This window comes from Neobittarella massiliensis (ex Bilen et al. 2018) (assembly GCF_014269355.1).
Lineage (GTDB): Bacteria > Bacillota > Clostridia > Oscillospirales > Ruminococcaceae > Neobittarella > Neobittarella massiliensis.
This window is the reverse complement of sequence record NZ_JACOGI010000001.1, coordinates 411827-426241: the sequence shown is the minus strand read 5'-3', so window position 1 is coordinate 426241 and position 14415 is coordinate 411827. Positions and strand designations below refer to the sequence as shown.

Sequence of the window (14415 nt, the reverse complement as noted above, 5' to 3'; positions counted from 1 at the left end):
ATGCTGAATATTGCAGCGATCATGGGAAGACTCACAGCCGATCCTGAGCTCCGCCAAACACCTAATGGCATATCGGTCACCTCGTTTTCGGTGGCTGTTGGGCGTTCTTACGTCCGCCAGGGTGGCGAGCGCGAGACTGACTTTATCAATGTAGTTGCCTGGAGAAGCACTGCTGAATTTGTGTGCCGCTACTTTAAAAAGGGGCAGATGATTGCCGTGAACGGGTCGATCCAGACCCGCAATTACGTCGACAAAAACGGCAATAATCGCACCGCTTTTGAGATCGTGGCGGACAATGTGCACTTCTGCGAGAGCAAGGCCTCGGCGCAGCAGAGCACTACCTTTGCAGTGCCACAGCCCCCTGCCGCCCAGCAAAACAGCGATGTGATGTCGTTTGAGTCGGGCAGTGTAGGTGATTTTGAAGAGATCGCGTCGGACGACGATCTGCCATTCTAGACGTAAAGGAGGAACACTACCGTGGAGAAAGAGACCAACAACACGGCTGCCAGCACCACTGCTGGCGCCAGCAACAATACTGCCCCCCGCGAGAACCGCGAGCGCAGACAGGGCGGCCCTCGTGGCGGCAAGCGCTCTCGCCGGAAGGTTTGCGCTTTTTGCGTAGACAAGGCCGAGACCATCGATTACAAGGATATCGCCAAACTGAGAAGATTTATGTCTGACCGGGCAAAGATCGTTCCCAGAAGAGTGACCGGCACCTGTGCTTTTCATCAGCGCGCCCTGACCACTGCGATCAAGCGCGCCCGGCATCTGGCACTGCTGCCCTACACCAACGACTGAGTTTTTGGTGACCGAGCGATAAAACGGCATGCGCTGACGGCGCGTGCCGTTTTTTGGTTGTCATATCTACCTAACAACCAACGGGCACAGCAGTTAAAAGAGACGCCCCCGAGCGGCAGATGTCGCTGGGGGCGTCTCTTTTTTAAGCACGGCTACTTATTAAATAAAAATCATGTAAGCTGATCACTGGCTCACGTATACCAGCAACGTCTCTTCGCCCGGCGTGACCTCGGTGCCGGCAGACAGGTCGGTCTCGACCACCACCCCAGAAGATTCGCCGCTTACGGCCTGACGGGGAATGATGGTATACTGGATGCCCAGTTCTTTGAGCTTAGCCTCGGCGGCGGCCTGACTCGCACCAATGAGATCGGGCACCGGTACCTTTTCTTTTCCTTTGCTCACGGTAAGGGTGATGATATCTCCCTCCTCGATGCTGGCACCCACCGACGGGGAGACCGAGATGACCTTACCGGCTTCATATTCGCTGCTGTAGGACTCAACTACTTTAAAGGTATAGGTAGCCTGCAGCTCGCTATCAGCCTCGATATCCGAGAGATTCATCCCCTCCAGATCGGGGACCTTGAGCGGTTCGCCCTTAGAGCTGCCAGAGCTGGAAGACGACGAGGAACTGCCGGAGGAGGACCTGCTGCTGGAAGAACTGGAGGAGGACTTTGCCGAGGAGCTGCCGCCGTCAGGCGTGCTGTCGTGCAGCATGAAAAAGGCGATCACCGAACCCAATATGACCAGACCGGCGGCAATAGCTACCACCATCATCACCAACTGCCGGGTGGTTTTGACCTGCCGCTTGCCGCTCTTTTTTGTACCGTTGTCTCCCCTTTTTTGCTGCTTATCAGGTTGGGGGGGAGCAAAGCGATTGGTGGCCTCCAGCGGGATAGCCACCGTGGGTTCTTCGTCCACGACCGGCTCGCTCTTTGTGGCTGGCTGCGGCACCGGCTTGGCCAGGATCGAGGCAAACTGCTCGACGGTGTGCACCCGGTGCTTGCTGTTGAGCACCAGTGCGGCGGCGATTGCGTTGGAGATACGGCGATCGATACTGGGACTGAGCTCGGCGGCAGGCACCAGCGTATCGCGCTGCAGACGATCGACCGACAGTGGCGGCCGAGTGCCGGTGATGCACCGGTACATGGTGGCGCCCATGGCGTATAGGTCGGTCCAGCTGCCCTGCCAACCGGTGACGCTGTACTGCTCGGGGGCGGAGTACCCCTCGAACAGCTCACAGTCGAGCTCGGCATCGGCAGTGCGCAGGCCGGCAGTGGCAAAGCCGCACAGGCGCACCTGCCCGTCGGTACTGACTAAGATGTTGTCGGGGCAGATGCCGCCGTGGATCATTCCCTCACGGTGCATTTTGGAGAGAGTCTTGAAAAACGGCTTGAGAATGGTGAGCAGGTCCTCACCGCCGATCTCGCCCATGGTGCCCGAGAGCACTGCGCTGAGACTTTTGCCCTCGAAGTACTCGCGGCAGATATAGACGGTGCTGTTGTCTTTAAAGACGCCGTGGATCTGGTAGAGCGCCTCACATTCGTTCTGTAGTTTGCTGATGTTGTGAAACAGATCAACAAAGCTGGTGAGCACCGTTTTGAACTGCATAAAGTGCTCCTGCTCCACCAGGATATGGCCGTTTTGATCGCGGTACGAGAGATTTTGGGGGAAGAACTCGCGCAGTACCACCCGCTGCTCTTTTTCGCCGTCGTAGGCGATATAGGTGATCCCCTCCCCGTTTTGGTGCAGCACCTGGCCCAGCCAAAAACGCTCGGCCACTACCGTACCTACCGGCAGAGCATTGGCCGGGTTTTGGATAGACTGATCGAAGTGACAGTTGGAGCACTGCCCCTTTTCGTTGAGTATGTGCATGCAGCGGCTGCAGCGGCCGCTGCCCCTTATGTATCGGGTGTCGCTGTCGGGCAGGTGGGCGGGCATGTTCTGTTCGGTCATCTGATTACACTCCCAGTCATCTATCGAAAAGCGCTGCCGTACGCTGGTCGAGCGGCAAGGCAGCAGATATCATCTTTTTCATCTGGCTCCCCCGATACGGGGGAACACCATACACGCCGCATCAGAGCTGTATCGCCGCTGTATGTGCCGGCATCTACGTCTGATCGACAGGTGGGGAACAGGGGCAACTCCTATATAAGTAATGGGGATCTATCTGGTGGCTGACTGCACATGTAGATCGCGTATTTATATACTTTTCAGGACGAGATTTTGGCTTGTACCCGTGTAAGACCCCAGATCAAGTACTTCCTATCACTATGACAGGGGTATACACTTTTTTAAATACGGTATAGGGGGCACAGCTCTTTATGTAGGATGGTGATCCGTGCGAGCTGTATCGTGGTTATTTTTTATGATACCTTTTTTTGCCCGGTGTTGCAAGCATTTTGGCCGGCAATATCTGGATGAAACAGGCAGCTAGCAAAAGAGAGCGGAACCGTACTGCCCATTGGCAGATCGGCGCCGCTCTCACTCATTTTGCAAAGGTCAAAGGGGAGATTCTCACTCGGTCTCTTCCCAGTTGTGCCAGATGGCCTGTACGTCGTCGTTATCCTCCAGCTGGTCGATGAGCAGAGTCATTTTTTTGATCTGCTCCTCGTCGGTGAGGGCAACATAGGTGGAGGGGACATATTCCACCTCGGCCGAGAGGAAGGTAAATCCCTGGTCCTCGAGGTACTGGCGGGCATCGCTGAAATCGGGCACCTGGGTGTAGCACTCGATGGCCCCGTCCTCAAAGCTGTAGTCCTCTACCCCGGCCTCGAGCGCATGCTCCATAAAGGCCTCTTCGTCTACGCCTTCGGCATCCAGTACGATAACACCTTTTTGGGTGAACATATAGGACACACAGCCGGACTGGCCCAACCCGGCGCCAAACTTATCGAAATAGTGGCGCAGATCGGCGGCGGTGCGGTTGCGATTGTCGGTGAGGGCCTCGACCATGACGGCTACCCCGCCCACGCCATAACCCTCGTAGACGATCTCCTCGTAGGTGTCGCGATCCTCGCCCTGTGCCTTTTTGATGATGCGGTCGATGTTGTCGTTGGGGACGTTGTTGGCTTTGGCCTTGGCGATGCAGTCGCGCAGCTTGGCGTTAGTGGTGGGGTCGGCCCCTCCCTCTTTGACCGCCACCGCCATCTCGCGGCCGATCTTGGTAAAGATCTTGGCGCGTTTGCCGTCGATCTTCTCTTTTTTCCTCTTGATGGTGCTCCACTTAGAATGTCCCGACATGGTGAACTCCTCCAAACATAAGTATGTGTATGGTTGGGCGCCGCTGGGCGCAGATACGCAGGCCCCCAGAGCAGCGGCCGGACTGTGTGGCCGCTGTGGGAAACGCGCTTGCTGGCTGTACCTATATGTAGCAGAGGGCCGAAGGCCCCTGCCCTACTCGGCGGTGGGCGGCGGCTGGCCCTCCAGATCCAGCGTGAGCAGTTGGGCAAACAGCTGCTGCAGCCGCTGGTGTTCTCCCTTGAGGAAAAGATAGCCCCACAGCGCCTCGAACCCGGTGGCATAGCGGTACTCGGTGGGGCAGGCATTTTTGGGCACCGACATACCGCTGGCGTTGCGGCCGCGGCGAAAAATCGTCTGCTCCTCCTCGGTGAGGCTGTCGTACAAAAGCTGCATGGCCCGGTACTGGGCGCCGGCCCGCACATAGCGCACACAGAGTTGGTGCAGCTTGCCCGGCGGCATGCTGCCGTGCTGGCGCACCAGATGATCGCGGACCATCAGCTCGTACACCCCGTCGCCGAGAAAGGCCAGCGTGAGGGGGCTGATCTGTTTGGGGTTTTGGGGCATTACACAGCCCTCCTCTCTAAAAATATAGTTGCGCGTGCAGCTGTCTGCACCCGACGATACACTTTAAACCTGACCGACCTGCCCTGTTAAAAGATCGGCTACAGATCGGCCGCTGGTCATTGCCGGCTGTGTGCACCCCAAGCGACAGTATACACGCGATCCAGAACAGGATACTGGAAAGAGATCAGAATACGAATTCAAACTCGAAGTCGCCCACGCGCACCGTGTCGCCTTCCTGGATGCCCATCTCTTCTAACCGGTCGATGACGCCGCTCTGGCGCAGGATGCGCTGGAAGTACTGCAGCGACTCATAGTCGTCCATATTGACCGAGGCCAACAGCTGATCGGCCCAGTCGGTCTCGACCACGTAGGCCGCATCGTCGGCGCGGTGGATGGTGAAGATGGTAAAGTCGGTCTCGGGGCGCTCGGGCTTGACGAAATCGGCCTCGTAGCGGGAGATGGGGGGCAGCTTTTCCAGCTCCTGGGCGATAGCGTACACCAACTCTTCCAGTCCCTGCCGGGTGGCGGCGGAGATGGTGAAGTAGCGGTAACCCCGCCCCTCTACAAACTGGCGAAAGCGCTCGACCGCAGCTTCGTCGGCCAGCTCGCTCTTGTTGCCGCAGACCAGCTGAGGCCGGTCTGCCAGCAGCGCACTGAAATTTGAAAGCTCGCGGTTGATGGCCTGAAAGTCCTCAATGGGGTCGCGGCCCTCCAGCCCTGAGACGTCGACGATATGCACGATGAGCCGGCAGCGATCGACGTGACGCAAAAACTGGTGACCCAGGCCCACACCTTCGCTGGCGCCCTCGATGAGGCCGGGGATATCGGCCATGACGAACGAGCCGCCGCCCGGTACCTTGACCACGCCCAGCACCGGGCTGAGGGTGGTGAAGTGGTAGTTGGCGATCTTGGGCTTGGCGTCGCTGACGGCGGAGATGAGGGTGGACTTGCCCACATTGGGAAAGCCCACCAGCCCCACGTCGGCCAGCAGTTTGAGTTCCAGCACCAGCTCGAACTCCTCGCCGGGCAGACCCGGTTTGGCAAAGCGCGGCACCTGGCGGGTGGCAGTGGCAAAATGGGTGTTGCCCCAACCGCCGTTGCCGCCTTTAGCCAGCACCACCGGCTGCTTATCGGACATGTCGGCCATGACCTGACCGGTAGTGGCCTCTTTGATGAGGGTGCCCAGCGGCACCTTGATGACGATGTCTTTGCCGTCGCGGCCCTTACACTTTTTGCCCTGACCGTTTTGCCCGCGCTCGGCGGCAAATTTGCGCTTGTACTTAAAATCGACCAGGGTGGAGAGGTTGGTGTCGGCCACGAATATCACGTTGCCGCCCCGGCCGCCGTCACCGCCGTCGGGCCCGCCGGCCGCCACGTACTTCTCGCGGTGGAAAGCCACCGCCCCGTCGCCGCCGTCGCCGGCTTTTACTTTGATCTTTACGATATCTACAAACATTGGTGTGCTCCTGTCCGCTGCGCCAGAGATATGGCACAGCTTTGTCCCTGCGGCGCCAAGTGCGCCGCGCGTGTCCTGTGCACAGTTAGTATGGGCACAGGGCCAGGGCAAAAATCTGCTCTTGCGGCAGCAGCTGCACCCCGACAACATCAAAAACAAATCCCGAGCTTTCGCTCGGGATCGCCTGTGTGTTTACTAGTCAGCCTTGTAAACGCTCACTCTTTTGCGGTCTCTGCCGACGCGCTCGAATTTCACTTTGCCATCAACCATTGCAAACAGGGTGTCGTCGGAACCACGGCCGACGTTCTCGCCCGGATGGATGTGGGTGCCTCTCTGGCGGACCAGAATGTTGCCGGCCAGCACGAACTGACCGTCGCCGCGCTTTACGCCCAGCCGTTTGGCCTCGGAATCGCGGCCGTTTCTGGTAGAACCAACACCTTTTTTATGAGCAAAAAACTGGATACTTACTTTCAGCATGTTTCTACACCTCCGTATCGGTGACTTGTATGTGTTTTGGATGGTCCTGCATGAGCAGCGTGAGCTGCAGGTGCAGGGAGTCAAACAGTATCTGCGCTGTTTTGCCGCCGCCGGTGTACTCTATGGCGATCTCGCCCTCGGTAGCGGTGACGACTGCCGGCAGGTGTGCACACTCGGTCAGGGCATTGGCGATCATCTGCACGGCAGAGGTGACCGCCGCACAGACGATATCCTGACCGCGGTCGGCGTAGCCGGCGTGGCCACTGCAGCGAAACTGCACTACCTGACCGTTTTGGCGGCAAAATCTGGCCTTAATCACTGCCGGTACTTAGGCGTTGATAGCCTCGATAGCTACCTTGGTGTACAGCTGTCTGTGGCCCATTTTGCGCTTGGAATCTTTTTTTGGTTTATAGGTGAAAACAGTGATCTTCTTGCCCTTACCGGACTTGATGACCTTACCGCTCACGGTAGCGCCTTTGACAACGGGATCGCCCACGGTGAGACCGTTGTCGCCCGATACCGCCAGGACCTCCTCGAAGGTGACCTCCGAGCCGTCTTCTGCGTCCAGTTTCTCGATATAGATCTCGTCGCCCTGAGAAACTTTGTACTGTTTTCCGCCGGTTTGAATAATAGCGTACATACCTTGTACTCCTTCTCTATTAATCTCGCTGTACAGCAGGCGGGCGTTTTCCACTTATGGCACGACAAAGTCGTACCGCCTGCAACATGCGGCTTATCCAGTTTAACATAAAAAGGCGGCCACTGTCAATAAATTCCCGTCCAAAACCCGCTATTTTTGCGGGTCTTTCGCCTGCCCTGCAGCCGTTAGGGTATTTTGCAGCAGCATGCTGATGGTCATGGGGCCCACCCCACCGGGCACCGGGGTGATGTGAGAGGCCACCTGTGAGACGGCGGCAAAATCCACGTCGCCGCAGAGCTTGCCATTTTGGTCGCGGTTCATGCCCACATCGATGACCACTGCCCCCGGTTTTACCATATCGGCGGTGACAAAGCCCACCCGGCCGACGGCCGAGATCACGATATCGGCCCGGCGCACCACCTGCGCCAGCTCTCTGGTGCGGGAGTGGCAGATAGTGACGGTGGCGTTTTGGTGCAGCAGGAGCATGGCCATGGGCTTGCCGACAATGTTGGAGCGGCCGATGACCACACATTCCTTGCCTGCCACCTCGACGCCGGTGGAGGCGATGAGCTCCATCACTCCGGCGGGGGTACAGGGCAAAAAGGCGTAGTCGCCGATCATGATGCGGCCCACGTTGACCGGGTGGAAGGCGTCGACATCTTTGTGCGGATCGATGGCGGCGATGACCGCCTTTTGGTCGATGTGCGGCGGCAGCGGCAGCTGGACCAGAATGCCGTGGATCCGCTCGTCTCTGTTGAGCTTCCGCACCAGTTCGATGAGCTCGGCCTGGGTGGTTTGCTGGGGCAGCGCGTACTCTGCCGAGTAAAAGCCTACCTCGGCACAGGCGCGCTTTTTGTTGCGCACGTATACCAGCGAGGCCGGGTCTTCGCCCACGATGACCACCGCCAGACCGGGCACGATGCCCCGCTCAGCCAGTTGAGCGGCCTGCTGGGCCACCCGCTGACGCACCTTTTTCGAGACGGCTCTGCCGTCGATGATCTGTGCTGCCATCGTTACTCCTCCTCGATGATCCCCAGCTCCTCGGCCTCGACCGGCTGGGCGTCTTTTGCCGCTTCGGCCTCGGCCTGCTCGGCGGTCTCGCCTATTGGGGAGATATCTGTCTCTCCGCTATCTTGAGAGGCGGCTTTTTCTTTTTCCTGCTGCTTTTTGTTCTGGGCCGTCTGCGCCTCTAACCGGCCGACCTCGGTCATGCCGACAGGAGTGAGATAGCCCTCCTGGTGGCTGCTTTTTATTTTAGAGCGCACCACCAGCCAGATGACTGCCGTGGCGATGACACACAGGGCGGCCAGCAGTTGGGAGATGCGGATGCGGCCGATCATGAGACTGTCAGTGCGCAGCCCCTCGATGACGAAACGGCCGGCACCGTACCAGCCAATGTAAAAGAGGAACATCTCGCCGTCGAATTTGCGGTGTCTGGTGTAGAGATGCAAGAGCAGCAGACCCAGCGCACACCACAGCGACTCGTACAAAAAGCAGGGATGTACCGGCATGGTGGGGTCGACGGCGACCCCCAGATCGGCCAAGTTGGCCGCGTGCAGCTGCAGGTAGTCATGGGTATTTTGGCTGTACATGCCCCAGGGAAGCGAGGTGTTGGCACCAAAGGCCTCCTGGTTAAAAAAGTTGCCCCAGCGCCCCAGCGACTGGCCGATCAAAAAGCCCATACCGGCTAAGTCGAGCACCGGCAGCACCCGCATTTTTTTGAGTTTGCAGGCGGTGACGCCCACCAGCAGCGCCCCGATGATACCGCCGTAGATGGCCATGCCGCCGGTGCGGAAATTCAGGATACGCAGTGGATCGTCTTTGAACATATCCCAGGAATAGGCCACATAGTAGAGCCGGGCGCCGATGACGCCGCCGAAAAAGCCCCAGAAGATCACGTCGAGCAGTTTGTCGCTGTTGACGCCAAACAGCTTGGCGCGGCGGTAGGTGTAGAGCACCGCCAGCACCAGGCCCAGCGTGATGACCACAGCGTACCAGTAGATCTCGAAACTGCCGATCTTGAAAGCGACCTGACCGATCTGCAGATCGAGACCCAGGCCGGGAAAGGAAACGCGCATAGATATACCCCCTGTAGACCGCCCGCAGACCGGGGCGGCATGCATTAGCGATTGTTTGGATATAGGCCGAGCGGGCGCCGGCCACTGCTCACTGCTTGGGCCACACCACCGACACGGCGCTGTAGCGGCGGTCGAGCACCTGCTCCAACCGCCGGCACACGTCGGCAAAGGTGAGCTGCTGCACCTGGTCGTAGGTATCGAACAGGCCCCCACCGAGCATCTGTGCCCCCAGCATGGCGGTGGCGATGGCCTCGGGACGGCCGAAGCTGCGGACATAGCGGCCATAAAGGCCCTTTTTGACCCGGTGGAAATCGTCCTCTCGCAGACCTTGCCGCCGCGCCTGCTCGATGCGAGCGTACAGACTGTCGACAAAGGCGTCGGTCTGACGGGTCTCGCAGCTGAACAGCAGGCTGTGGTAGCTGTCGCCGCTGAACACATCGTAACCGAAAGTGGGGCCGATGACCCCGCTGTCGTACTGTTGGCGGTAGAAATCGGTCGTCTCGCCCACCAGCAGCTCCAGCAGTACATTGTCGACCAGCCGCCAGTACCTATCGGCCACCGGCTGCTCTTTAAAGCCCAGTGTGACCAGCGGTGCCGAGACCTGCAGGGCGCATTCGGCGCGGGGGTGATCGATCTGCCGCGGCTCGTCGATGGGAACCCGCTCGAGGGAAAAGTCTCTCTGCTGGGCGCAGTAGACCTCGCACACCGCCAACATCTCTTGCGGGTCGATGGGGCCGGCGATAGACAGCACCATGTTGTGGTGGTCGTAATAGGCACCGTGTACCGCCAGCAGTGTGTCGCGGTCAATCTCCTGAATGGACTCTACCGTTCCGGCGATGTCCACCCGCACCGGGTGATGCTGGTACAGGCAGCCCAGGATCTCGGTGGTGGAGCGCCAGTCGGGGTCGTCATCGTACATGCGGATCTCCTGGGCGATGATCCCTTTTTCCTTTTCGACGTTCTGATCGGTGAGGTAGGGATTTTGGATCTGCCGCAGCAGGATGTGCAGCGACTGCGGCACCTGCTGGGTGGTGGAGAACAGGTAACAGGTGCGGTCGAAGCTGGTATAGGCGTTGGCGTTGGCGCCGGTCTTGGCAAATTGCAAAAACAGGTCGCCCTCCTCGCTCTCGAACAGCTTGTGCTCGAGAAAATGGGCGGTGCCGGCAGGTACCTTGACCAGCTTGCCGCCGCTGTAGTAGCCGCTGTCCAGCGAGCCGATCTTGCAGCCTAAGATACAGTGGGTAGTGGAGAGACCGCTGGTGGGATATAAAAGCACCGTTAGCCCCGAGGGCAGCACCGCCTTGGTATAGCTGCCCAGCGCGGGGTGGGTGATGATCTGTCTGTCGTATCGCATGCTCGTCTACTCCTTTTCCGGGTGCTGCTCTTCGGCCAGCGTATAGCGCAAAATGGGTTTTAAAGAGCGGTAGACGGTCACCATCTCTTCTCGAGTGGCCCGGCGCACCTGGTCGGCCGCCTGTTCGGGGCTCTGGCAGCGGCCCTCGATGATCTGGGCCAGATACCAGGGGTCGAGCTCGCCCAGCGAGTCGCCCATACTGGCAAAACCGCCCAGCAGGTATTTTTTGGTATCCTCGATCTCGCTGTCGGAAAAGTCGCCGGCCTGCAGCGCCTGTATCTGCTCCATCACCGCTTTTTCGGCGCGGGCACAGTCTTTATAATCGAGGCCCAGATCGATGGTGGTGAGACCGTTGAGGCGGTTATAGCGGCCGTCGCAGTAGTAGCACAAGCTCTCTTTTTCGCGCACATTGACAAACAGGCGCGAAAACGGCGTGCTGCCGAGCAGGGCCATCGCCACCCGCACTGCGCCGTACTGCTGGGCGGTAAAAGGCGGACAAGGGGCCAGGCAGAACACCAGTTTGGTCTGATTCATCTGCATCTCTTCCAGCTGCTCGGTCTTTTCTGGCGCGGTGGGGACGCTGTGGTGGCAAATAGAGAGCGGCCGGCGGTCGGCAGTGATAGCGCTCAGGCGACGGCACAGCGGCTCTTCTACCTGCGACAGCGCACCGCTGCCCGAGACGATGATATGGATGCTCGCCTCGCGCAGCAGGCGACGGTAGCTGCTATACAGCGAAGCCGGCGTGATGGCATCCAGTGTTTCGGCCCAGCCCAGGCGGGGAATAGCCGCCGGCTGACCGCAAAACACCTGCTCGCGGGCGCGCTGCAGCGCCCAAGCGCGCTTGTTGTTGAGCTGAGCGGCGATCTCGTCGCGCTGATTTTTCTTTTCGACCTCTACCAGCTGGGCGTCAAAACCGTTTTGGTCGGCGCAGGGGCACAGCAACATATCGCACAGAAAGTCGGCCAACTGGGTCAGCAGCGGCTCTTTTTCCAGACAGAAGCGATCGTCGATGCCCTGGACCATGAGCGTGAGCACCTGGCAATCGCCCAGCGAGGAGACACGGCAGTCGTAAAAAGAGCCGTACAGATCGTACAGGCGGCGGTTGAGAGCGGCAAAGGTGGGGTATTTTTGGCTGCTGCGGCCCAGTATCTCCCCCAGCAGGGCATAGGGGGTGACGGTGTCGGCCTGCAGCGGCACACAGAGATTTATAGACAGCCGGTTCGATACGTGGCGGCTGTCGTGCAGGGTATGCAGGTCGATGCCCGCATACAGATGGACAGTTTTCAGTTCCATAGATCTTCCTTTTCGGCGGGCCCAGATGTAGGCGCCGCATATATTTTCGTGGCCGACTACTGTGTGCCGTATGCGCTGCCGGCCTTTTCACTGGACGCTGGGCACACGGTACACATTACACATTGCAGAGCATCTGCGGACAGACACACGACAGCGTACATCTGCTGTATTCTGCCCGCGGCGGCACCGGACGTATACCGGCGCTGTGCGGCAGCTATCTGTTATTATAGCAAAAAAGCGGCACAGTTAAAAGAGCGGCAAAAGACAGCGGCAGTTTTTCTGCCGCTGTCTTTTTGAAAAGGTGTTATTTATTCGTCGAAGAAAGCCCCGTGGATGGCGCTGACGGCCCGGTCGGCGTCGTCCTCGTCGATGATGACCGAGATCTTGATCTCGCTGGTGGAGATCATTTTGATGTTGATATTGGCCTCGGCCAGCGCCTCGAACATGGTGGCGGCCACGCCGGGGTTCGACTGCATGCCCGCCCCCACGATAGAGACCTTGGCGATGCCGTCTTCGCAGCGGATCTCGGCGCCGGGGAAGCGGTGGCTGTGCCGCTGTAAAACGGCCAGCGTCTCCTCTTTCTGGTCTTCGCTGACGGTAAAGCTGATGGCCTGCAGGCCGTCGACCGGCGGGGTCTGCAGGATGATGTCGACGTTGACTTTATGCTTGGCCAGCAGCGAGAAGATCTTGTGGGCGATACCCGGCTCGTCTTTGACCCCCACTACGCTGACACGCACCACGTTTTCGTCTTTGGCCACGCCTTTGATGAGCATTTTTTCCACTTCAACATCCTCCTTAACGATGGTGCCCGGTACCCGCTCTAAACTGGAGAGCACCTCGATCTGTACCCCGTATTTTTTCGCCATCTCCACCGAACGGTTGTGCAGTACCTGGGCACCCAGGGTGGCCAGCTCCAACATCTCGTCAAAGGAGATTTCGTCTAATTTTTTGGCGTTTTTCACCTTGCGCGGATCGGCGGTATACACGCCGTCCACATCGGTGTAGATCTGGCAGGTATCGGCCGAGAGGGACGCCGCCAGTGCCACGGCGGAAGTGTCGGAGCCGCCGCGGCCCAGGGTGGTGATGTTGTCGTACCGGTTGAGGCCCTGGAACCCCGCCACGATAACGATGTTGCGCTTATCCAGCTCGGTCTGCAGCCGCTCGGTGTTGATGCGGCGGATGCGGGCGTTGGAGTAGGCGCTGGTGGTGAGGAAGCCGGCCTGCCAGCCGGTGAGCGACACCACCGGGAATCCCAGCTTTTCGATGGCCATAGCCAGCAGCGAACAGCTGATCTGCTCGCCGGTAGCCAGCAGCATATCCATCTCGCGCTTGGAGGCGTCGGGATTGATCTCGGCGGCCTTTGCGATGAGGTCGTCGGTGGTATCACCCTGAGCAGAGACCACCACCACCACATCGTTGCCCTGCTTATATGTATCGGTCACCAGGTTGGCGACATTTCTGAGCCGCTCGGCGTCTCGGACCGAGCTGCCGCCGAACTTCTGTACTACTAAACCCATAAAAGAACCCCCTATTTTCTGCTTTTCTGAGCGGCAAACGTGCAGACACTGCAATCCATTCTATTCCGCTGCCGGTAAAAAGGTATCATCCAGCTGCTGGACATAGGCGCCCCGATTATCTGGTGTGAGCCGAGTCAGGGCAAAGCGCGCCGTCTGTTCATTTTGGCTGATGCGCGCCTGTACCCGCTGGCAAAAGCCGGTATCGCCGCCATCTACCAGTGCCAAAATAGTGGGGCCGGCGCCGCTGACGAATACCGCCAGAGCCCCTTCACTGTAAGCGGCATCGAAGATGCCATCCCCGCCGGGAATGAGGCCCAGCCGGTAGGGCTGGTGCAGCCGGTCGCCGGCGGCGACCCGGATGTTATCGAGCTTGCCGGTGCAGATGGACGTGGCCATCAGCGCCGCCCGCGACAGATTGTACACCGCATCTTTGTGGCTGACTGTGGCCGGCAGCGCTGCCCGTGCCTCTTCTGTTTTGAGGGCGAAGTCGGGAATAAAGGCCACGAAGTGCAGGCTGCTGTCCAGATCTTTTTTGACATAGAACACGTGCTCGTCTTCCAGCACCGCCGCCACGAACCCCCCCAGTATGGCCGGGGTGGAGTTGTCGGGGTGGCCCTCCATGTGCGCGGCCATATCCACCAGTTCATCGGTGGTAAAGGGCTGCCCCAGCAGTGCATTGCCCCCCAGGAGGCCCCCGACGATACAGGCCGAGGAGCTGCCCAGGCCCCGGGTCATGGGGATGGTGTTTTGCTGCCGGATGTACAGGCCGGGAAAGGACCGACCACACCTGTTATACAGATCTTTCACCGTTTGATAGATGAGATTTTTTTCGCCGGTGGGCACCCGCACCCCATCCAGCGAGGCGATGTCCGGGCCCTGCGCCTCTTTTAAATAGATGGTGTTGTGCATGCCCAGCGCCAGACCCAGCGAATCGAACCCGGCGCCGATGTTGGCACTGGTGGCGGGGACGGTGACTTTTATCATATCAAATCATATCC

General features: G+C 59.1%; 15 protein-coding genes. 2 read left to right on the top strand and 13 right to left on the bottom strand.

The window, feature by feature from the left end:
* Positions 1–456, top strand: a complete 456-nt coding sequence (locus H8K20_RS02020; RefSeq protein ID WP_105203504.1) for a single-stranded DNA-binding protein — start codon at positions 1–3, stop codon at positions 454–456.
* A gap of 21 nt (positions 457–477) precedes the next feature.
* Positions 478–798, top strand: a complete 321-nt coding sequence (gene rpsR, locus H8K20_RS02015) for a 30S ribosomal protein S18 (RefSeq protein WP_105203503.1) — start codon at positions 478–480, stop codon at positions 796–798.
* 183 nt (positions 799–981) lie between these two features.
* Here the strand turns inward: rpsR and H8K20_RS02010 are convergent, their stop codons facing one another.
* The 13 genes from H8K20_RS02010 to thrB form a co-directional block, all read right to left on the bottom strand.
* Entirely contained in the window at positions 982–2751 is a 1770-nt protein-coding gene (locus H8K20_RS02010; protein WP_186487326.1) for a PASTA domain-containing protein, read from the bottom strand.
* 561 nt (positions 2752–3312) lie between these two features.
* On the bottom strand, positions 3313–4038 hold the full coding sequence (locus tag H8K20_RS02005; RefSeq protein ID WP_186487325.1) for a YebC/PmpR family DNA-binding transcriptional regulator: 726 nt from the start codon (positions 4036–4038) through the stop codon (positions 3313–3315).
* 153 nt (positions 4039–4191) lie between these two features.
* Complete coding sequence (locus H8K20_RS02000; protein WP_105203499.1) at positions 4192–4602, bottom strand: Mini-ribonuclease 3; 411 nt, start codon at positions 4600–4602, stop codon at positions 4192–4194.
* A 184-nt stretch (positions 4603–4786) separates the two neighbouring features.
* A complete protein-coding gene (gene obgE / locus H8K20_RS01995; protein ID WP_186487324.1) occupies positions 4787–6058 on the bottom strand; it encodes a GTPase ObgE in 1272 nt (423 codons plus the stop codon).
* A gap of 195 nt (positions 6059–6253) precedes the next feature.
* Positions 6254–6535, bottom strand: a complete 282-nt coding sequence (gene rpmA, locus H8K20_RS01990; protein WP_105203497.1) for a 50S ribosomal protein L27 — start codon at positions 6533–6535, stop codon at positions 6254–6256.
* 4 nt (positions 6536–6539) lie between these two features.
* On the bottom strand, positions 6540–6854 hold the full coding sequence (locus tag H8K20_RS01985) for a ribosomal-processing cysteine protease Prp (protein WP_186487323.1): 315 nt from the start codon (positions 6852–6854) through the stop codon (positions 6540–6542).
* 9 nt (positions 6855–6863) lie between these two features.
* Positions 6864–7175: a 50S ribosomal protein L21 gene (gene rplU / locus H8K20_RS01980; RefSeq protein WP_105203495.1), complete on the bottom strand. Its 312-nt coding sequence runs from the start codon at positions 7173–7175 to the stop codon at positions 6864–6866.
* 150 nt (positions 7176–7325) lie between these two features.
* A complete protein-coding gene (gene folD / locus H8K20_RS01975; protein ID WP_186487322.1) occupies positions 7326–8186 on the bottom strand; it encodes a bifunctional methylenetetrahydrofolate dehydrogenase/methenyltetrahydrofolate cyclohydrolase FolD in 861 nt (286 codons plus the stop codon).
* 2 nt (positions 8187–8188) lie between these two features.
* On the bottom strand, positions 8189–9253 hold the full coding sequence (gene lgt / locus H8K20_RS01970; RefSeq protein WP_186487321.1) for a prolipoprotein diacylglyceryl transferase: 1065 nt from the start codon (positions 9251–9253) through the stop codon (positions 8189–8191).
* Between the two features lie 88 nt (positions 9254–9341).
* Entirely contained in the window at positions 9342–10607 is a 1266-nt protein-coding gene (gene yfmH, locus H8K20_RS01965) for an EF-P 5-aminopentanol modification-associated protein YfmH (protein WP_154865880.1), read from the bottom strand.
* Positions 10608–10613: 6 nt separating this feature from the next.
* Positions 10614–11900, bottom strand: a complete 1287-nt coding sequence (locus H8K20_RS01960) for a M16 family metallopeptidase (RefSeq protein ID WP_186487320.1) — start codon at positions 11898–11900, stop codon at positions 10614–10616.
* Between the two features lie 308 nt (positions 11901–12208).
* On the bottom strand, positions 12209–13417 hold the full coding sequence (locus tag H8K20_RS01955; protein WP_105203490.1) for an aspartate kinase: 1209 nt from the start codon (positions 13415–13417) through the stop codon (positions 12209–12211).
* Positions 13418–13477: 60 nt separating this feature from the next.
* Complete coding sequence (gene thrB, locus H8K20_RS01950) at positions 13478–14401, bottom strand: homoserine kinase (protein WP_105203489.1); 924 nt, start codon at positions 14399–14401, stop codon at positions 13478–13480.
* Positions 14402–14415: the final 14 nt, after the last annotated feature.